Here is a 19229-nt window from a genome sequence, read left to right on the forward strand (position 1 = left end):
AAAGCGCACACAAAATCTGCGGCATTATATACTGGCGTCACTGAAACGGAAACGACGCTGCTCTTTGCGACCATTCTCGGCACCGCCCACATCGGAAATCCCATGCAACTCAAGAACCCCATCCTCGGTCTGTGCCAACAGTCCACCTTCATGCTCAGCGCTGCCAAAGTCGATCAATGCCCCGACGACGAAGGCTTCGAAGTGGCGTTCGCCGGGCGGTCCAACGCCGGTAAATCCAGTGCGCTGAACACCCTGACCCACGCCAGCCTCGCGCGCACCTCCAAGACGCCAGGGCGCACACAGCTGTTGAACTTCTTCAAGCTAGACGAAGAACGGCGTCTGGTCGACCTTCCTGGCTACGGCTACGCAAAAGTCCCGATCCCACTGAAGCAGCACTGGCAGCGCCACCTGGAAGCCTACCTGGGCAGCCGTGAGAGCCTGAAGGGTCTGATCCTGATGATGGACATCCGTCATCCAATGACCGACTTCGACCTGCTGATGCTCGATTGGGCCGTGGCCAGCGGCATGCCGATGCACATTCTGCTGACCAAAGCCGACAAGCTGACCTACGGTGCAGCGAAAAACACCCTGCTCAAGGTCCAGGCGGAAATCCGCAAAGGCTGGGGCGAAGCCGTGACCATCCAGCTGTTCTCGGCCCCCAAACGCTTGGGTCTGGAAGACGCCTACACTGTTTTGGCGGACTGGATGGAGCTTGCGGACAAGGGCGCCGAGGCGACCGAGTAAAAATCGCAGGCAAAAAAAACCCCGAATTTCATATGGGGAGGGAGAAATTCGGGGTTTAAGCTTCTGGACCGCTAGGGCGGGGTCCAGATATCTGCCAACACTTAACACAACATAGGAGCATCGAAGGGCTTCACCACCCATTCAGTAACTCTGAGTGGTGTTTCACGGGTTTAGTTCCTGACGGCGACAAAATCGATTAGCAATAAGCCCAAGATTTTTTCGACCTAAGCGCCTTGAACCCCGCAATTGCCGCGACACTATGCCGCGGCGCTCCCCGCAAAAAATCGCGAAAAAACGGCTCAGTGAGCCTCATCCCAGTTGTTGCCAACGCCGACTTCCACCAAAAGTGGCACATCGAGGGTGGCCGCAGCGCTCATGTGCTGGCGAATTTCTTCGCGCACTTGATCGACCAGGTCCTCGCGAACTTCCAGCACCAGTTCATCGTGTACCTGCAGGATCACCCGGGCGTCCAGCCCAGAACTCTCCAGCCAGTTATCCACAGCCACCATGGCCTTCTTGATGATGTCCGCCGCCGTACCTTGCATCGGTGCGTTGATCGCGGTGCGTTCAGCGCCGGCGCGCTCCTGCGGCTTATTGGAGTTGATCTCCGGCAGGTACAGCCGGCGACCGAACAGAGTCTCGACATAGCCCTGTTCCGCCGCCTGGGCGCGGGTGCGATCCATGTATTCACGCACGCCCGGGTAGCGTGCGAAATAGGTGTCGATATAAGCCTTGGCGGTCTTGGTGTCGACGCCGATGTCCTTGCCCAGCTTCTGTGCCCCCATGCCGTAGATCAGGCCGAAGTTGATGGCCTTGGCGCCGCGGCGCTGCTCGGTGGTGACATCCGCCAGCTCCACCCGAAACACTTCCGCAGCCGTGGCGGTGTGCACGTCCAGGTTGTTGCGAAAGGCATTGAGCAGGCCTTCATCGCGGGACAGGTGGGCCATGATCCGCAGCTCGATCTGCGAATAGTCCGCCGCCAGCAGTTTGTAGCCGCTCGGCGCAATGAAGGCCTGACGGATGCGCCGGCCTTCGGCGGTGCGCACCGGGATGTTCTGCAGGTTCGGATCACTGGAGGACAGCCGCCCGGTAGATGCCACCGCCTGGTGATAGGAGGTGTGGATACGGCCGGTACGGGGGTTGATCTGCTCAGGCAGTCGGTCGGTGTAGGTACTTTTCAGCTTGCTCATCGAGCGGTACTGCATCAGTACCTTGGGCAGTTGGTAGTCCTCTTCCGCGAGCTTGGCCAGTACCTCTTCGGCGGTGGACGGCTGGCCCTTGGCAGTCTTCTTCAACACCGGGTAGCCGAGTTTTTCGTAAAGAATCACTCCAAGCTGCTTGGGAGAGCCGAGGTTGAATTCCTCACCGGCAATCTCGAAGGCTTCACGCTCCAGCGCCACCAGCTTGTTGCCCAACTCGACGCTCTGTTCGCCGAGCAGCTTGTCATCCACCAGCGCGCCCTGACGCTCGATCCGCGCCAGCACGGGCACCAACGGCATCTCGATATCGCTCAGGACACTGGCCAGGCTCGGGATGGCCGCCAGTTTTTCGTGCAGGGTCTGGTGCAGACGCAAGGTCACGTCGGCATCTTCGGCGGCATAAGGACCAGCCTGCTCCAAGGCGATCTGATCGAAGGTCAGTTGCTTGACGCCCTTGCCGGCGATGTCCTGGAAGCTGACGGTGGTGTGATCCAGGTACTTCTGCGCCAGGCTGTCCATGTCATGGCGGGTGGCTACGGAGTTGAGTACGTAGGACTCAAGCATGGTGTCGAAGGCAATCCCGCGCACGGTGATACCACACGCTTGATCGCCACCAATGGCGCAGTTGGCCAGGATATTCATGTCGAATTTGGCGTGCTGGCCGACCTTGAGCTTTGCAGGGTCTTCGAGCAGCGGCTTGAGCGCGCGCAAGACCGTGTCGCGATCCAACTGTTCCGGCACGCCGATGTAGGAATGAGTCAGCGGGATGTAGGCCGCTTCGTTGGCCTGCACCGCGAAGGACAGACCCACCAATTGCGCCTGCTGGGCGTCAACGCCGGTGGTCTCGGTATCGAAGGCGAACAGCTTGGCGTTGCTGAGTTTCTGCAGCCAGACCTCAAAACGCGCCTGATCGAGGATGGTTTCGTACTGCGCCTCAGCCGCCACGGGCTCTGCAACGGCTACGTCGGTCTCGACCGCGCTCAGCAGATCGGTCACAGGCTCGGGTTGGGCCGCTGCCGCCAGCTCGACGCGCTTGGCATCGCGCTGCAACTCGTCGGACCAGCTCTTGAACTCGAGCAGGGCATACAGCTCGGCCAGTTTGTCGCGGTCCGGCTCGCGCAGGTGCAGGTCATCCAGGCCCACGTCCAGCGGTACGTCGACCTTGATGGTCGCCAGCTGGTAGGACAGGAACGCCATTTCCCGGTGCTCTTCGAGCTTGGCCGGCAGTGTCTTGGCGCCACGAATCGGCAGGCTCGGGACCATATCGAGCTGCGCATAGAGTTCGGTCAGACCGCCGTTCACCCCAACCAACAGGCCGGATGCGGTCTTGGGTCCAATCCCCGGAACCCCGGGAATGTTGTCGGAGGAGTCGCCCATCAGCGCCAGGTAGTCGATGATCTGCTCGGGAGCGACACCGAATTTCTCCTTCACGCCAGCCACGTCCATCGAACTACCGGTCATGGTATTGACCAAGGTAATGTGCCCGTCGACCAGTTGCGCCATGTCCTTGTCGCCAGTGGAAATCACCACCGGGCGGTCAGCGGCCGCGCTGCTGCGGGCCAGCGTACCGATCACATCGTCCGCCTCGACGCCTTCGACGCACAGCAGCGGGAAGCCGAGGGCGATCACGCTGGCGTGCAGGGGCTCGATCTGGACGCGCATGTCGTCAGGCATGCTCGGTCGGTTGGCCTTGTATTCGGCGTACATGTCGTCGCGAAAGGTCCCACCCTTGGCGTCGAACACGACGGCGAACGGGCTGTCCGGGTACTGCTTGCGCAGACTCTTGAGCATGTTCAGCACGCCCTTGACCGCTCCGGTCGGCAGGCCTTTGGAAGTGGTCAAAGGTGGCAGCGCGTGAAAGGCGCGGTACAGGTATGAAGAACCGTCCACCAGGACGAGGGGGGCTTGGCTCATGAGCAGGATCAACCTTTTCGGCGGGTCCGGCGCTAGAATAGCGGGACCGTTGACGACAAAGGGACAAGGTTATCATGCGCACACTCAATCGCCTGTTGCTGGCTGGCTTGTTTAGCTTCATTCCATTGGCTGCCATGGCGGCGGACGATGCACCGACTGCGGATCCGGAAGTCACTATCCGCACCGAAGGCGACAAGACCATCCAGGAGTACCGCCAGAACGGTTTCCTGTATGCGATCAAGGTCACCCCCAAGGGTGGCAAGCCGTACTTCCTGGTGCGCTCGGACGGTACGGATGCCAACTTTATTCGCTCGGATCAGCCCGATATGCTGATCCCGGCGTGGAAGATCTTTGAGTGGAAGTAGTTTCTTAACTTTAATCGGCGCTGGCTTGATCGCCGCGCCCGAACTGAGCAGTTTTTAACCATGTCTGTGTTCACCCCCCTGGCTCGGCCCGAGCTGGAAACCTTTCTCGCCCCTTATGGGCTTGGCCGCCTGCTTGATTTCCAGGGGATTGCCGCTGGTAGCGAAAACACCAATTTTTTCATCAGCCTGGAACAGGGCGAGTTCGTCCTGACCCTGGTTGAGCGCGGCCCAGTGCAGGAGATGCCGTTCTTCATCGAACTGCTGGACGTCCTGCACAACGCCAACCTGCCGGTGCCCTACGCCCTGCGCACCACCGACGGCGTCGCCTTGCGCGAGCTGGCCGGCAAACCTGCGCTGTTGCAGCCGCGGCTGGCGGGCAAGCACATCAAGGTGGCCAACGCGCAGCACTGCGCGCAAGTCGGCGAGTTGCTGGCGCACCTGCACCTGGCGACCAAGGACCAGATGATCAAGCGCAAGACCGATCGCGGCCTGGACTGGATGCTCGATGAAGGCACGCAGTTGCTCTCGCACTTGGGCGACGAGTCGCGCCAACTGCTGCAACGCGCCCTGGACGAGATCAACGAGCAGAAGGTGAAGATTCTCGCCCTGCCACGGGCCAACATCCACGCCGACCTGTTCCGCGACAATGCGATGTTCGAAGGCACTCACCTGACCGGGCTGATCGACTTCTACAACGCCTGTTCCGGCCCGATGCTCTATGACGTGGCCATCGCCCTGAACGACTGGTGCTCGGACGACGATGGCCTGATCGACGGCCCACGCGCACGGGCCCTGCTCGGGGCCTACGCGGCGCTGCGCCCGTTCAGCGCTGCCGAGGCCGAACTGTGGCCGACCCTGCTGCGCGTGGCCTGCGTGCGGTTCTGGCTGTCACGCCTGATCGCTGCCGAATCCTTTGCCGGGCAAGACGTGCTGATTCACGATCCGATGGAATTCGAGCAGCGTCTGGCCCAGCGCCAGCAGGTCAGTACGCCGTTGCCGTTCGCGCTTTAAAAGCTTCGCGGGAGCAGGGCTCGCCCGCGATAGGACCACCACATATCTCGGCGCTTACAGCGACTCCAGACACCCTGCCAGGTCATTGCCCAGCTTATCCAACACCTGCTCATAACCCTGGGCAGTTGCTGGCGTATAGCCGCCGAGCGCATCCAGCTCGGCCAGCTTCACCGGCAAACCGGCCACCAGGGTCTCCGCTAGACGAGGGCGCAGTGGCGGTTCGCTGAACACGCAGGTCTTGCCGACGGTCTGCAGACGCGCACGCATCGCCGCCACATGCTGGGCACCCGGCTGCACTTCGGCGGCCACGCTGAACACACCCGCATGCTTGAGACCGTAGGCCTCTTCGAAATAGTCGAACGCTTCGTGGAACACGAAGTAAGGCTTGCCTTCGACCACCGCCAGGCGTGCTTTCAAACGCAGGTCCAGCGCATCGAGACGCTCATCGAAAGCCTTCAGGTTGCTTTGATAACGCGGAGCATTGGCCGGATCGGTAGCGCTCAGGTCAGTAGCGATTTTCGCCGCAATCACCCGCGCATTCGCCGGCGATAGCCACAGATGGGCATCGAGACTGCCGGGGCGATGATCGTGATCGTGCTCGTCGGCCTCTTCGGCGTGGGAGTGATTGTCCTCGGCAAAATGGCGCAGCTTCAGGCCCGGCAGCCCCTGCAGGGCCACCGATGGCAAGTTGCGCCCCTTGAGGACTCGGGGCAGGAAACCTTCCATGTCGGGGCCGATCCAGTACAGCAGGTCTGCCGACTGCACGCGCCGTACGTCGGAAGGTCGCAAGGCGTAGTTATGGGGTGAAGCGCCCGGCGGCAACAGGACTTCCGGCACACCGAGGCCGTCCTGCACCGCAGCAGCTATCAGCTGTACCGGCTTGATACTGGTCAGGACCCTGACTTCGGCGTGAGCGGCGTTGATCGTGAAGAAACTGGCAGCAAATGTGACAAGGATGGCAAAAAGTCTGGACACGATGACCACTCAAAGAGGCGAGAACGGGTAATATAATAACGTCTCTCACAAAATTCGTCGCCGCTCATGCCTAAAACACCGCTTGCCAGTCGTCCCCACGACCACTCCCATTGCGTGCACACCGCGCTGTCCGAGGCTGATGCGATCTGCGCACGCCAAGGCTTGCGCCTGACTGCATTGCGCCGTCGGGTGCTGGAGCTGGTGTGGCAGAGCCACAAGCCGCTGGGCGCCTACGACATCCTGGCAGTGCTCAGTGAGCAGGACGGCCGTCGCGCCGCGCCGCCCACCGTGTACCGCGCCCTGGACTTCCTGCTGGACAACGGCCTGGTGCATCGCATCTCGTCGCTCAACGCCTTCGTTGGCTGCAACCACCCAGGGCACGCCCACCAGGGCCAGTTCCTGATCTGCCGGGAATGCCACGCGGCTATCGAGCTGGAACAGAAAACCATCAGCGACAGCATCATCCACAGCGCCGGCGAAGTTGGCTTTGTGGTCGAAGGCCAGACGGTCGAAGTGGTCGGGCTCTGTTCGGGCTGCCAGGGGGCTTGATGAGCACTGCGTTGATTCGCCTGGAACAGGTGACGGTGACCTTTGCCGGGCAAAACGTACTGGACAACATCCAGCTCAGCGTCGAGCCAGGGCAGATCGTCACCCTGATCGGCCCCAACGGTGCCGGCAAAACTACCCTGGTGCGCGCCGTGCTCGGCCTGCTCAAGCCCGACAGCGGCAGTGTGTGGCGCAAGCCGAAGCTGCGGGTCGGCTACATGCCGCAAAAACTCCACGTCGACCCCACCCTGCCGCTGTCGGTACTGCGCTTTTTGCGCCTGGTGCCCGGCGTGGACCGGGCACGAGCCCTGGCCGCACTCAAGGAAGTCGGTGCCGAACAGGTGATCGACAGCCCGGTGCAGAGCGTCTCCGGCGGTGAAATGCAGCGCGTGCTGCTGGCCCGGGCGCTGCTGCGCGAGCCGCAACTACTGGTGCTCGACGAGCCGGTCCAGGGTGTCGATGTCGCCGGGCAGGCCGAGCTGTACAGCTTGATCACCCGCCTGCGCGACCGTCACGGCTGCGGCGTGCTGATGGTCTCCCACGACCTGCACCTGGTGATGAGCACCACCGACCAGGTGGTCTGCCTCAATCGCCATGTCTGCTGCTCCGGCCACCCGGAGCAGGTCAGCGGCGACCCGGCCTTTGTCGAGCTGTTCGGCAAGAACGCGCAAAGCCTGGCGATCTATCACCACCATCACGATCATGCCCACGACCTGCACGGCTCGGTCGTCAGCGCGGCGCCCGCCGCTCAAACCCACGTTCACGGAGATGGCTGCAAGCATGGCTGATTTTCTGTTGTATGCCCTGCTCGCAGGCCTGGCCCTGGCCGTCGTGGCTGGCCCTCTGGGATCGTTCGTGGTCTGGCGGCGCATGGCCTATTTTGGCGACACCCTGTCCCACGCGGCCTTGCTTGGCGTGGCCCTGGGCTTCTTGCTGGATGTCAGCCCGACCATCGCCGTCACCGTCGGCTGCCTGTTGCTGGCCGTGCTGCTGGTGACCCTGCAACAGCGTCAACCACTGGCCTCAGACACCCTGCTAGGGATTCTTGCACCCAGCACCCTCTCTCTGGGCCTGGTGGTACTAAGCTTCATGCATGAAGTGCGGATCGACCTGATGGCCTATCTGTTCGGCGACCTGCTGGCGATCAGCCCCGGCGACCTGGCCTGGATCCTCGGCGGCAGTACGGCTGTCCTGCTGTTGCTGGTGGCGCTGTGGCGGCCATTGCTGGCCATTACCGTGCACGAAGAGCTGGCCATGGTCGAAGGCCTGCCCGTGGCGGCGTTGCGCCTGACCTTGATGCTGTTGATTGCGGTCGTGATCGCGGTGGCGATGAAAATCGTCGGGGTGTTGCTGATCACCTCTTTGCTGATCATTCCGGCGGCTGCGGCACAACGCCACGCTCGCTCGCCCGAGCAAATGGCCTTGGGTGCAAGCTTGCTGGGTATACTCGCGGTCTGCGGTGGCCTGGCGCTGTCGTGGTTCAAGGACACGCCGGCCGGCCCCTCGATTGTGGTCGTTGCCGCCGCGCTGTTTCTGCTGAGTTTTGTCCTGCCCCGCCGAGGGGTGTAGACTTGCTCGTTTTTTGCGCAATCAGAGAGTCGCAGGAATGAAGCCGTTCGCCTCCCGTTATCTGCTCCTTGCTGCATTTTTGCTGCTGGGCGCCTGCCAAAGCACACCGCCAGCGCCCGAGATCCCGGACGCGCGCGCGACGGCCATCGCCCAGCTGGAACAAAGCCTGGCCAGCAATGAGCTGGCCACCGCCGAAGATCAACTGGCGACCCTGCAGGCGCAATCGCCCAACGATCAGTCCCTGGAGCAATACCAGCGCCAACTGGCCGAAGCCTATTTGCAGCGCAGCCAGATCGTCCTGCAAAAAGGTGACGTCAACGCCGCAGCCACTGCCCTCAGCCGCGCACGGGTGCTGATGCCCAAGGCGCCGGCACTGACCGGCGGCGTCAACGGCGCCATCACCGAGGCCCGTAAAGCCGAGCTGGAAAAAGCCGAGGCCGCCCTCTTGGCTGCCGCTGCCAAACCTCAGGCCAAGGTCATCGACCCGACCGCCGAAAGTACCACCGTGGCACTGAACATCACCGATAGTCGGCAACTTCGGCGCCAACTGGATGCGATTGCCGCCGATGTAGTGAATTATCAGTGTGACGTCAGCATCCAGGCACCCCGCACCCAGGATTACCCGTGGCTGGCGACCTTGCTGAGCAAGCGGGTAAAGAAACTCGACCCCGATTTTGACCTGAAGATCGAGCGACAGATCCTGCGCCACATTCCGGCGCAAATGGTCTTGGCACCGCGCAAGGATTGATAAGCGCTGTTCGCTGGCGAGCCACAAAGCGGGCGCCAGCGAAAGCGCTCCTTTTGCCTACGCCGGCACCGCCTTGGCCTTCGCCTCACGATCCCACACCCGATGCTGCCCGATCGCGGCAAAGAACCCCTTGGTCAACGTGGCACCCGCGCCCACCAACAGCCCGGCATCGGCTTGCAGCTTCAACACATCGAGCAATTGTTTGGCCTCGCCCTGCAGCGCGATCGCCTTGAGGTGCTTGTACGCCTCCAACAGGTAGTGCAGCGCCACGCCATCGGTGCTCAACGCCTTGATTGACGCAGCGCCACCCGGCACGAACACCGCATCGAAAGCCACCGACGGCAACCCTTCCATGGACCCATCCACCGGCAGGCTTTTACCATCTGTGGTTTTCACTGGCGCCGACGTCGGCCCCAACAGCTTGGCATGTGCGCCTTCTGCCTCCAGGGCTTTTTTCATGGCATTGATCGCCGCGCCATCGACGCCGTTGGCCGCCAGGATCGCGACTTTGCGGGTCTTGATGTTTTCCGGCAGCAAATTGGCCTGACTGAGCGCAGGAGAGCGCTCCAGCGCAGTTTTGCGCACTTGCACGGTGCCCGTCTTGGGTGCCGGCAGGCCGAGGTTCTGCGCTACACGCCCGGCCAGATCCAGGTCGATGTTGGCAAGGATTTCATTGACCTGCCGCGCCCGGATGAATTCACGCTCGACCTTGCCCAGCTCGAAGCTGTAGGCCGCGATGATGTGCTCCTGCTCGTGCTTGCTCATGCTGTGGAAGAACAGCCGCGCCTGGGAGAAGTGATCACTGAAGGATTCGCTGCGCTGGCGGATCTTGTTGGCGTCGATGCGCTCGGGATAGCTCTCGAAGCCGCCATCAACGGCCGCCGGAGGGGTTTCTTTCGGCCAGCCGCCATCGATGGAGTTCGGCTCATAGGCTGCGCGCCCCTTATCGATGGTGGTGCGGTGCAACGCATCACGTTGGCCGTTGTGGAACGGCGCGATAGGGCGATTGATGGGTATCTCGTGAAAATTCGGTCCGCCGAGTCGGCTGATCTGCGTGTCGGTGTAGGAAAATAGCCGGCCTTGCAGCAGCGGGTCATTGGAGAAATCGATCCCCGGCACGATATGCCCAGGACAGAACGCCACCTGCTCGGTTTCGGCGAAAAAGTTGTCCGGGTTACGGTTGAGCACCATTTTGCCCAGCGGAGTGATCGGCACCAACTCCTCGGGAATCAACTTGGTGGGGTCGAGGATGTCGAAATCGAAGGCATGCTCGTTTTCCTCCTCGATGACTTGAACCCCCAGCTCCCACTCGGGATAGTCGCCCATCTCGATCGCGTCCCACAGGTCGCGGCGATGATAGTCGGTATCTTTGCCCGCAAGCTTCTGGGCTTCATCCCACACCAGCGAGCAGGTGCCTGCGGTGGGGCGCCAGTGGAACTTCACAAAACGCGACTTACCGGCCGCATTGATCAAGCGGAAGGTGTGGACACCAAAGCCCTGCATGCTACGCAGGCTTTTGGGAATCGCCCGATCGGACATGGCCCAGATCACCATGTGCGCCGACTCTGGCTGCAGTGACACAAAATCCCAGAACGTATCGTGCGCCGAACCACCGGTAGGTATTTCGTTGTGGGGTTCGGGTTTTACGGCGTGGACGAAGTCAGGAAACTTGATGGCATCCTGGATGAAAAATACCGGCATGTTGTTGCCAACCAGGTCGAAGTTGCCTTGCTCGGTGAAGAACTTCACGGCGAACCCACGCACATCTCGCACGGTATCACCGGAGCCACGCGGGCCTTGTACCGTGGAAAACCGCACGAACACCGGTGTTTTATGCCCGGGGTCCTGTAGGAAACCGGCCTTGGTCAGCTCGGCGTGGTTCTCGTAACTCTGAAAGAAGCCATGCGCCCCGGTGCCCCGGGCATGCACGATGCGTTCGGGAATCCGCTCATGGTCAAAATGGGTGATCTTTTCCCGCATGATGAAGTCTTCGAGCAGCGAAGGCCCGCGCGCGCCAGCCTTCAAGCTATTCTGGTTATCGGCGACCTTTACCCCCTGATTGGTGCGCAACGCTTGTTCGCTGGCGTCCGAACGAAAGGCTTCCAGGCTTTGCAGCTTGGCGTTGCTGTTGGCGCGGTCCGGGGTATCGGTGCCGGCCAGTTGGCTCTTGCCGGCGTCAGGTTTTTTGGTACTCATCAGTGCTGAACTCCTCGATGGGGATTCGCGCGTACGGCGAGATCCATGAGCTAAGTCCCCAGGCACGGTCCCGGGTGTTTTTCAGTGCTGAAGTAGTGACTGACGTGGAGTGGGGCCGTTCCTTTTTTATGACCTTTGATCGCGTTATTGCCAAATGAAAGGATGAATACGAAATAAATGCTAAGAACCTCTATACGGACAGGCTAAAATGCGCGCCCGGCTAACCGCTGATCCTTTTCTAACGCGCCCCACAAGGTTCGCTACGTGATCGAGTTTCAAAACGTCCATAAAACCTACCGCGTTGCCGGTAGGGATATTCCTGCCCTGCACCCGACCAGTCTGACGATTGAGAACGGCCAGGTGTTTGGCCTGATCGGCCATTCCGGCGCAGGAAAAAGTACCCTGCTGCGCCTGATCAACCGCCTGGAGGACTCCAGCGGCGGCAAGATCATCGTCGATGGCGAGGAAGTCACTGCGCTGGACGCCAATGCGCTGCGCCGTTTCCGCCAGCAAGTCGGGATGATCTTCCAGCACTTCAACCTGCTGGCCTCCAAGACCGTGGCCGACAACGTGGCGCTGCCGCTGACCCTGGCCGGTGAACTGTCGCGCGCCGACATCGATCGGCGCGTGGCCGAGTTGCTGGCCCGGGTGGGCCTGTCCGACCATGCCAAGAAATACCCGGCGCAGCTGTCGGGTGGCCAGAAGCAGCGCGTAGGCATCGCCCGCGCCCTGGCAACCAAGCCGAAGATCCTGCTGTGCGACGAAGCCACCAGTGCCCTGGACCCGCAAACCACGGCGTCGGTCCTGCAACTGCTGGCCGAGATCAACCGCGAGCTGAAACTGACCATCGTGCTGATCACTCATGAAATGGACGTGATTCGCCGGGTCTGCGACCAGGTGGCCGTGATGGACGCAGGCGTGATCGTCGAGCAAGGTCCGGTGGCCCAGGTATTCCTGCACCCCAAGCACCCGACCACCAGGCGCTTCGTCCAGGAAGACGAGCAAGTCGATGAAAGCGAACAACGCGATGACTTCGCCCACGTACCGGGCCGTATCGTGCGCCTGACCTTCCAGGGCGATGCCACCTACGCGCCGCTGCTGGGCACTGTGGCCCGCGAAACGGGGGTGGACTACAGCATCCTCGCCGGCCGCATCGACCGCATCAAAGACGTCCCTTACGGGCAACTGACCCTGGCCATCACTGGCGGTGACATGGAAGCGGCCTTTGCCCACTTCACCGCAGCCGATGTCCACATGGAGGTGCTGCGCTAATGGAACTGCTGACAAGTTTCTTCGCCAATATCGACTGGTATGAAATCTGGCTGGCCACCGGCGACACCCTGCTGATGCTTGGTGGCTCGCTGCTGTTCACCGTCTTGCTGGGCCTGCCCCTGGGCGTGCTGTTGTTCCTGTGCAGCCCGCGCCAGTTGCTCGAGGCCAAGGGCGTCTACGCGCTGCTGTCGCTGATCGTCAACATCCTGCGCTCGCTGCCGTTCATCATTCTGCTGATTGTGATGATCCCGTTCACCGTATTGATTACCGGCACTTCGCTGGGTGTCGGCGGTGCGATCCCGCCGCTGGTGGTGGGGGCTACGCCATTCTTTGCGCGCCTGGTGGAAACCGCCCTGCGTGAAGTTGATCGCGGCATCATCGAAGCCACCCAGGCGATGGGCGCCAGCACCCGCCAGATCATCACCAATGCCTTGCTGCCGGAAGCGCGCCCAGGCATCTTTGCTGCAATCACGGTGACCGCCATCACACTGGTGTCCTACACGGCGATGGCCGGTGTGGTCGGCGCCGGTGGCCTGGGTGACCTGGCGATCCGCTTCGGTTACCAACGCTTCCAGACGGACGTGATGGTAGTGACCGTGGTGTTGCTGCTGGTGCTGGTCCAGGTACTGCAAACCGTCGGCGATAAGCTGGTGGTGCACTTTTCCCGAAAATAAATGCAATCGCCGGCATCATGCTGGCAGGCGCCCGAAAGGGCGCTTCACAAGGAGTTTGCCGGATGAAAAAACTACTCGTCGCGTTCGCCGCCGTTGCCGCGTTCTCTGCCCAAGCCGCCGAAACCCTGACCGTGGCCGCCAGCCCGGTGCCGCATGCGGAAATCCTTGAGTTCGTGAAGCCGGCCCTGGCCAAGGAAGGCGTGGACTTGAAGGTCAAGGTCTTCACCGACTACGTGCAACCCAACGTACAGGTTGCGGAAAAACGCCTGGACGCCAACTTCTTCCAGCACCAGCCGTACCTCAATGAGTTCAACAAGGCCAAGGGTACTCACCTGGTGAGCGTGGCGGGCGTGCACATCGAGCCGCTGGGCGCTTACTCCAGCAAGTTCAAGGCCCTGGCCGACCTGCCTGGCGGCGCCACCGTGGTGATCCCGAACGACGCCACCAACGGCGGCCGCGCGCTGCTGCTGCTGGACAAGGCCGGCCTGATCAAGCTCAAGGATTCGACCAACATCCTGTCGACCGTCAAGGATATCGCCGAGAACAGCAAGGGCCTGAAATTCCGTGAGCTGGAAGCGGCGACCATCCCGCGCGTGCTGACCCAGGTCGACCTGGCGCTGATCAACACCAACTACGCCCTGGAAGCCAAGCTGGACCCGTCCAAGGACGCGCTGACCATCGAAGGCAAGGACTCGCCTTACGTGAACATCCTGGTAGCGCGTGAAGACGACAAGAACAGCGATGCCATGAAAAAGCTGGTAGCGGCCCTGCACACTCCAGAAGTGAAAGCCTTCATCCTGGAGAAGTACAAAGGCGCGGTACTGCCGGCGTTCTGATCTGACGGAATACGCGGCAAAACAAAAGGGGCGCATTGATTGCGCCCCTTTTTTGTGCCCAAAACACCAGCCCTTGTGGGGGCGGGTGTCATTGCCGGCTGAGCATCACCGGCAGCTGCGCCACCAGCTTCGCGTTGTTCAGCGGCGCGCGGATGAAGCCACGCTGGGTGCCGTCCGGGCCGATGACGGCAAGGTTGCCGCTGTGGTCGACGGTGTAGTTGGGCTTGCTGGTGTCCGCCGGGATGAACGGGATGCTCACCGCGTTGGCGACTTTTTGCAGCTCCTCGACCGAAGTCGGGGTCAGGCCGATGAATTGCGGATCGAAGTAGCCCAGGTACTGCTTGAGCTGCTGGGGAGTATCGCGATGAGGGTCGACGCTGACCAGGATGATCTGCAACTTGTCGACCGCATCGGCCGGCAGCTCGCTCTTGATCTGGCGCAACTGGGCCAGGGTGGTCGGGCAGATGTCCGGGCAGAAGGTATAGCCGAAGAACAGCAGGCTCCACTTGCCTTTCAACTCGTTGACCATCACCGGCTGGCCATCCTGGTTGGTCATCTGCAGGGCCGGCAAGGTGCGGCTTTGCGGCAGCAGGATGATCCCGGCGTCGATCAGCGCAGTCGGGTCACCCTGGCCTTTGCCAGACAGTACCTTGTTGATGGTCAGCCCCAGGACCAGTGCGATCAGGGCAACAAGGATGAAGACAGTTTTCTGGGTTCGAGTCATAGGTTCAACATTAGGTAATGGTCTACGAGCAGGGCGATAAACAGCAGGAACAAGTAGTAAATAGAGTACTTGAAGGTGTTGATCGCCGCGTGCGGCCGAGTGCCACGGTACAGCACCACGGCCCATTGCAGAAACCTCGCGCCCAGCCCCAGCGCACAGGCCAGGTACAGCAGGCCGCTCATGTGGATCACGTACGGCATCAGGCTCACCGCCAACAGCACGCAGGTGTAGAGCAGGATGTGGACCTTGGTGTAGTGCTCGCCGTGGGTTACCGGCAACATCGGGATATCGGCCTTGGCGTATTCCTCCTTGCGGTGGATCGCCAGCGCCCAGAAGTGCGGCGGGGTCCAGGCGAAGATGATCAGCACCAGCAGCAGGGGCTCTGCGCTGACGTGCCCGGTGGTGGCGACCCAGCCGAGCAAGGGTGGGGCGGCACCGGCCAGGCCGCCGATGACAATGTTCTGCGGCGTCGCACGCTTGAGGAAGCCGGTGTAGATCACCGCATAACCCAGCAAGGATGCGAGGGTCAGCCAGGCCGTCAACGGATTGGTGAACGCCAGCAACAACGCCTGGCCACTCAGTGCCAGCACCAGGGCGAAGGTCAGCGCCGCAGCGGGTGACACCCGGCCTTCCGCCAGCGGCCGCTTATGGGTGCGGGCCATGACCGCGTCGATCCGCCGATCCACCACATGATTGACCGCCGCCGCCCCTCCGGCACACAGGGCAATGCCCAGGTTGCCGAACACCAGCACGGTCCAGGGTACGCCCGCGCGGGTGGCGAGGAACATGCCGACCAGCGAGGTGATCAGCATCAACACCACCACCTTGGGCTTGGTCAGCTCCAGGTAATCGCGCCAAATCGCCTGGCTGGGCCGTTCGCCGATCAGAGTCGCCATGGCATTTCTCCTTTTATTGTTATGGGCCCGGCCGCATGTTTACGGGGGCTGAAGCGCCAGCGTCGCAGCGCCGGCTGCTTGACCCGGACCAGGCTGGTGCGGGCGTGATAGTTGACCAGCACCAGACATAGCAACAACGCCGCGCCACCCGCGTTGTGGGCCACGGCGACCGGCAGGGGCAAATGGAACAGCACGTTGCTGATACCCAGGCTGATTTGCGCCCCCAGGGCCACCAGCACCAGGCCGGCGAGGCGGGTCATGCCGACCCCCTTCAGTTGCCAGGCCAGGCCGAGCAATACCAAGGTCACCAGCAAGGCACCGATACGGTGGGTCAGGTGGATGGCCGTGCGTGCATCGCTGTCCAGCTGTCCACCCAGGTAATTGGGGCCAATGTGTTGGGTCAGGTGAAAACCGTTGGCAAAATCCGCCGGCGGCAACCACTGGCCATGGCAGGTCGGGAAGTCAATGCACGCCACCGCCGCGTAATTGGAGCTGACCCAGCCTCCCAGGGCGATCTGTCCGATCACCAGCAGCAAGCCGGCCGTTGCCCAGTACTGCAAGCGGCGCGGCACAATCAATGCCGGCAGCACCCCGGACAAGCGCAAGGTCAACAGAAACAGCAGGCTCAAGGTGGCAAACCCGCCGAGCAGATGCCCGGTCACCACCTGTGGCCAGAGCTTGAGCGTCACCGTCCACATGCCGAAGGCGGCCTGGGCAAACACCACTACCAGCAGGAACAACGGCAGCTTCAAGGGTTGGTCGGGATGCCGGCGATGGGTCCAGGCGCGCGCCGCCAACAGTGCGATCAGCAGGCCCAGGGTGCCGGCGAAGTAGCGATGGATCATCTCGTTCCAGCCCTTGTGGGCTTCCACCGGGGTGTCGGGAAAATGCAGCTCGGCATGGGCCAGTTGGGCTTCGCTTTTCGGCACGCTGATAAAGCCGTAGCACCCCGGCCAGTCCGGGCAGCCCAGGCCAGCGTGGGTCAGCCGGGTGTAGGCACCCAGCAACACGACAATCAGTGCCAGCAAGGTGGCAAACAGCGCGAGGCGAAATCCAGGTTTGGCCATGACGATGCCCTTATCCGATGTTCGACAGTTTCAGCAGATGGCGCAGGTCGTTGAGCAGGTCCTTGCCTTTGACAGTGGGGCCATAACGCAGCACCAGGTTGCCGTGGGGATCGATGATCCACAGCTGCGGTGCAGCCTGATCCCCGGTGGTTTTACTGAACGTGGTCAGGTCCATGGGATAGCGCTGTAGCTGCGGGTATTCGCGGGTCAGCTTGGCTTCGTAGTCGCCGCTCAAAGGTTGTGCGGCAGCCAATGCATGGCTGGCGCGGGAAGCATCGCGGCCGAGGCCGATCTGGATCTGGCGCGCCAGATACACCAGTTGCTGGCAGTCCACCGAACACGCCTTGGGCGCCGTCACCAGCACCTGCCAGCGGTCGTCCTGGGCCTGCACGCCGAGATCGGCGCGGGTCTGTCCGTTGCCGATCAGTTCGCCGTGGTAACTGCGACCCTCCGGCACCCAGAACTGCAATTTGTACATGCCGGTGGCGAGGACCATCGGACCGATCACCCCCAACAGGATAAGCAGCAACTGCACGCGCCCCTTGCGCCGGCTCGATGAGGATTTCGCCTCAGACATGCTGGGTGGATTCATGGCCGCTCCCATGGTGTTTCTCCTTTGCGTTGTGCCAACCGAGATAGAGATAAAGGCCCAGCAGGGCGATCGCCATGGCGAACCACTGCACGGCATAAGCCAGGTGTTTTTCCGGCCCCATGGCCACCACCGGCCAATCAGCCTGGTAGGCCGCCGGGCCGCTTTCGGTGCGTAATTCGTAGGCGAAACCTTCACGACCCAGCGTCGCCCAAAGTTTGCCCGGCTCGACTGCGGTGACCAGTTGTGGCCAGGTCGCGGACTTCGGGTCGGCGTGCAGCTGGAAGGTCGCGCCCGGAGCGACATACACCCAGGCGTCGAGGCTCAGCACCGCCTGCGGCGTGGTGAATTGCGGTGGTGTGCGCCGGTCCGGCCATGGCAGCCAGCCACGATTGACCAGCAGCCAGAGTCCCGTCGCCTGATCCTGGAACGGTTGCAGCAACTCGACACCAACCTTGCCATCGCGCTGCCGGTTATCGAGCAGCAGACTGTGCCCGGCATCGAACTGGCCATGCAGACGCACTCGACGAAAGGCTGGATCCTCGGTGTGCTGCAGCTCGGCGCTGGCCATCGGCTCGGCGACCCGACGTTCAGCGTAGCTGTGCAGCAGGGCGCTTTTTTCCGCGCCCCGACTCAGTTGCCAGAACCCCAGCGACACCAGCAGCGGCAGCAACAGTGCCACCACCAGCGTCGGCACGAGGCCCGGCCGGAAACGCTTCATGGCAGCGCCAGAAAGTCAGCGGGCGAGCTAGCTATACTCAAGTGCATCGCATTTCCCCCGGAGTCCCACCATGCTCAAAGCAGCCATCGTCCTGATGCTGATTGCCACGGTCGTCAGCCTGTTCAGCGGCCTGTTTTTTCTGGTCAAGGACGACAGCAGCTCACATCGCCTGGTCATCGCCTTGAGCATTCGTGTCGGCCTTGCCGCACTTACCGTTGGCCTGATCGCTTGGGGCTTCTTCAGTGGCCAACTGGTGTCTCATGCCCCCTGGTAGTGCGCCTCAGAGTACGTAGACAAAAACAAACAGGCCGATCCAGACCACGTCCACAAAATGCCAGTACCAGCTCGCGGCTTCGAAGCCGAACTGGTGCTCGGCATCGAAGTGCCCGCGCAACACCCGCATCAGCATCACGAACAGAATCAGGGTGCCGATGGTTACGTGGGCGCCGTGGAATCCGGTGAGCATGAAGAAGGTTGCGCCGTAGATGCCCGAGCCCAGGGTCAGGCCCAGTTCGTGGTAGGCGTGGATGTATTCCTCGGCCTGGAAGCCGAGAAAGGCGCAGCCCAGCAGTACGGTCAGCGCCAGCCAGATTTTCAGCGCCCCGCGATGGCCTTTTTTCAGGGCATGGTGGGCGATGGTCACGGTGACGCTGGAGCTGACCAGGATCACCGTATTGAGCAGCGGCAGGCCCCAGGGACTGATGACGTCCTTGGGTGGCGGGAACAGCTTGGAGTCCGGGTTTTCCAGCAACGGCCAGACGAACTGGAAGTTCGGCCAGAGCATGTGCGCAATGCCCTTGGCCCCTTCACCGCCCAGCGCCGGCCCCGAGATATGCCGCACGTAGAACAGCGCACCGAAAAACGCGATGAAGAACATCACCTCGGAGAAGATGAACCAGCTCATGCCCCAGCGGAACGAGCGATCCAGCTGGGCGCTGTACAGCCCCGCACGACTTTCCTTGATCACCGCGCCAAACCAGCCAAACAGCATGTAGGCCAGCAGTAACCCCCCGACGAAAAAGATCAGCGGGCCGTGGGAATCCGGGCGCGCCGCCTTCAGATCGTTGAACCAGGTAGCCAGGCCAAACACCGTGACGAACATGCCGACGGTGGCGATGATCGGCCATTTGCTTTGGGCGGGAACGTAATAATGCTCATGAGTTGCCATTTATTGTTCTCCTTA

General features: G+C 61.8%; 20 protein-coding genes. 11 read left to right on the plus strand and 9 right to left on the minus strand.

What is annotated here, in order from left to right; translation table 11 throughout:
- Positions 1–102 precede the first annotated feature (102 nt).
- A complete protein-coding gene (gene yihA, locus ACM6IP_RS06190) occupies positions 103–744 on the plus strand; it encodes a ribosome biogenesis GTP-binding protein YihA/YsxC (protein WP_095165147.1) in 642 nt (213 codons plus the stop codon).
- A 299-nt stretch (positions 745–1043) separates the two neighbouring features.
- Here yihA and polA read toward each other — a convergent pair whose 3' ends face one another.
- The gene (gene polA / locus ACM6IP_RS06195) at positions 1044–3857 is read right to left on the minus strand and encodes a DNA polymerase I (protein WP_401129615.1); all 2814 of its coding nucleotides are present in this window, start codon (positions 3855–3857) and stop codon (positions 1044–1046) included.
- 74 nt (positions 3858–3931) lie between these two features.
- On the opposite strand from polA, the gene ACM6IP_RS06200 reads away from it, so the two are divergent.
- Both ACM6IP_RS06200 and ACM6IP_RS06205 read left to right on the plus strand, forming a co-directional pair.
- Positions 3932–4222: a DUF2782 domain-containing protein gene (locus tag ACM6IP_RS06200; RefSeq protein ID WP_095165145.1), complete on the plus strand. Its 291-nt coding sequence runs from the start codon at positions 3932–3934 to the stop codon at positions 4220–4222.
- A gap of 60 nt (positions 4223–4282) precedes the next feature.
- Positions 4283–5233 (plus strand): homoserine kinase, encoded by a 951-nt coding sequence (locus tag ACM6IP_RS06205; RefSeq protein ID WP_095165144.1) that lies wholly within the window; start codon positions 4283–4285, stop codon positions 5231–5233.
- Between the two features lie 54 nt (positions 5234–5287).
- Here ACM6IP_RS06205 and ACM6IP_RS06210 read toward each other — a convergent pair whose 3' ends face one another.
- Positions 5288–6217 carry a zinc ABC transporter substrate-binding protein ZnuA gene (locus ACM6IP_RS06210; RefSeq protein WP_095165143.1) on the minus strand — a complete coding sequence of 310 codons (930 nt, stop codon included), beginning with the start codon at positions 6215–6217 and terminating at the stop codon, positions 5288–5290.
- A gap of 57 nt (positions 6218–6274) precedes the next feature.
- Between ACM6IP_RS06210 and zur the strand changes: the two genes are divergently transcribed.
- The 4 genes from zur to ACM6IP_RS06230 are packed head-to-tail and all read left to right on the plus strand — an operon-like array spanning position 6275 to position 9071.
- Positions 6275–6757, plus strand: coding sequence for a zinc uptake transcriptional repressor Zur (zur, locus tag ACM6IP_RS06215; protein WP_095165142.1), 483 nt, complete (start codon positions 6275–6277; stop codon positions 6755–6757).
- On the plus strand, positions 6757–7542 hold the full coding sequence (gene znuC / locus ACM6IP_RS06220) for a zinc ABC transporter ATP-binding protein ZnuC (protein ID WP_095165141.1): 786 nt from the start codon (positions 6757–6759) through the stop codon (positions 7540–7542). Before zur ends, znuC begins: the two co-directional genes overlap by 1 nt.
- Complete coding sequence (znuB, locus tag ACM6IP_RS06225; RefSeq protein WP_095165140.1) at positions 7535–8323, plus strand: zinc ABC transporter permease subunit ZnuB; 789 nt, start codon at positions 7535–7537, stop codon at positions 8321–8323. The genes znuC and znuB overlap by 8 nt, the downstream gene beginning before the upstream one ends.
- A 37-nt stretch (positions 8324–8360) precedes the next feature.
- A complete protein-coding gene (locus tag ACM6IP_RS06230; RefSeq protein ID WP_414861160.1) occupies positions 8361–9071 on the plus strand; it encodes a PA5502 family lipoprotein in 711 nt (236 codons plus the stop codon).
- Between the two features lie 57 nt (positions 9072–9128).
- Here the strand turns inward: ACM6IP_RS06230 and katE are convergent, their stop codons facing one another.
- Positions 9129–11333, minus strand: coding sequence for a catalase HPII (gene katE / locus ACM6IP_RS06235; RefSeq protein WP_414861161.1), 2205 nt, complete (start codon positions 11331–11333; stop codon positions 9129–9131).
- A 198-nt stretch (positions 11334–11531) separates the two neighbouring features.
- On the opposite strand from katE, the gene ACM6IP_RS06240 reads away from it, so the two are divergent.
- From ACM6IP_RS06240 to ACM6IP_RS06250, 3 genes are all read left to right on the plus strand, one after another.
- A complete protein-coding gene (locus ACM6IP_RS06240; protein ID WP_414861162.1) occupies positions 11532–12539 on the plus strand; it encodes a methionine ABC transporter ATP-binding protein in 1008 nt (335 codons plus the stop codon).
- Complete coding sequence (locus tag ACM6IP_RS06245; RefSeq protein WP_095165135.1) at positions 12539–13213, plus strand: methionine ABC transporter permease; 675 nt, start codon at positions 12539–12541, stop codon at positions 13211–13213. Before ACM6IP_RS06240 ends, ACM6IP_RS06245 begins: the two co-directional genes overlap by 1 nt.
- A 62-nt stretch (positions 13214–13275) precedes the next feature.
- Positions 13276–14049, plus strand: a complete 774-nt coding sequence (locus ACM6IP_RS06250) for a MetQ/NlpA family ABC transporter substrate-binding protein (protein ID WP_095165134.1) — start codon at positions 13276–13278, stop codon at positions 14047–14049.
- An 88-nt stretch (positions 14050–14137) separates the two neighbouring features.
- Here the strand turns inward: ACM6IP_RS06250 and ACM6IP_RS06255 are convergent, their stop codons facing one another.
- Genes ACM6IP_RS06255 through ACM6IP_RS06275 form a run of 5 tightly spaced genes read right to left on the minus strand, consistent with a single transcriptional unit; the run spans position 14138 to position 18046 of the window.
- Positions 14138–14773, minus strand: a complete 636-nt coding sequence (locus tag ACM6IP_RS06255; RefSeq protein WP_095165133.1) for an SCO family protein — start codon at positions 14771–14773, stop codon at positions 14138–14140.
- Positions 14770–15669, minus strand: a complete 900-nt coding sequence (gene cyoE / locus ACM6IP_RS06260) for a heme o synthase (RefSeq protein WP_095165132.1) — start codon at positions 15667–15669, stop codon at positions 14770–14772. Before cyoE ends, ACM6IP_RS06255 begins: the two co-directional genes overlap by 4 nt.
- A complete protein-coding gene (locus tag ACM6IP_RS06265; RefSeq protein ID WP_401129601.1) occupies positions 15657–16736 on the minus strand; it encodes a heme A synthase in 1080 nt (359 codons plus the stop codon). The genes cyoE and ACM6IP_RS06265 overlap by 13 nt, the downstream gene beginning before the upstream one ends.
- Positions 16737–16746: 10 nt before the next feature.
- On the minus strand, positions 16747–17340 hold the full coding sequence (locus ACM6IP_RS06270) for a hypothetical protein (RefSeq protein WP_095165205.1): 594 nt from the start codon (positions 17338–17340) through the stop codon (positions 16747–16749).
- Positions 17306–18046, minus strand: a complete 741-nt coding sequence (locus ACM6IP_RS06275; RefSeq protein WP_159992979.1) for an SURF1 family protein — start codon at positions 18044–18046, stop codon at positions 17306–17308. Before ACM6IP_RS06275 ends, ACM6IP_RS06270 begins: the two co-directional genes overlap by 35 nt.
- A 70-nt stretch (positions 18047–18116) precedes the next feature.
- Between ACM6IP_RS06275 and ACM6IP_RS06280 the strand changes: the two genes are divergently transcribed.
- A complete protein-coding gene (locus ACM6IP_RS06280; protein WP_095165127.1) occupies positions 18117–18320 on the plus strand; it encodes a twin transmembrane helix small protein in 204 nt (67 codons plus the stop codon).
- Between the two features lie 6 nt (positions 18321–18326).
- Here ACM6IP_RS06280 and ACM6IP_RS06285 read toward each other — a convergent pair whose 3' ends face one another.
- The gene (locus ACM6IP_RS06285) at positions 18327–19214 is read right to left on the minus strand and encodes a cytochrome c oxidase subunit 3 (RefSeq protein WP_095165125.1); all 888 of its coding nucleotides are present in this window, start codon (positions 19212–19214) and stop codon (positions 18327–18329) included.
- Positions 19215–19229 lie beyond the last annotated feature (15 nt).

Origin of the sequence: Pseudomonas sp. IT-P176 (genome assembly GCF_949767245.1) — a bacterium.
In the GTDB taxonomy this organism is placed as follows: domain Bacteria; phylum Pseudomonadota; class Gammaproteobacteria; order Pseudomonadales; family Pseudomonadaceae; genus Aquipseudomonas.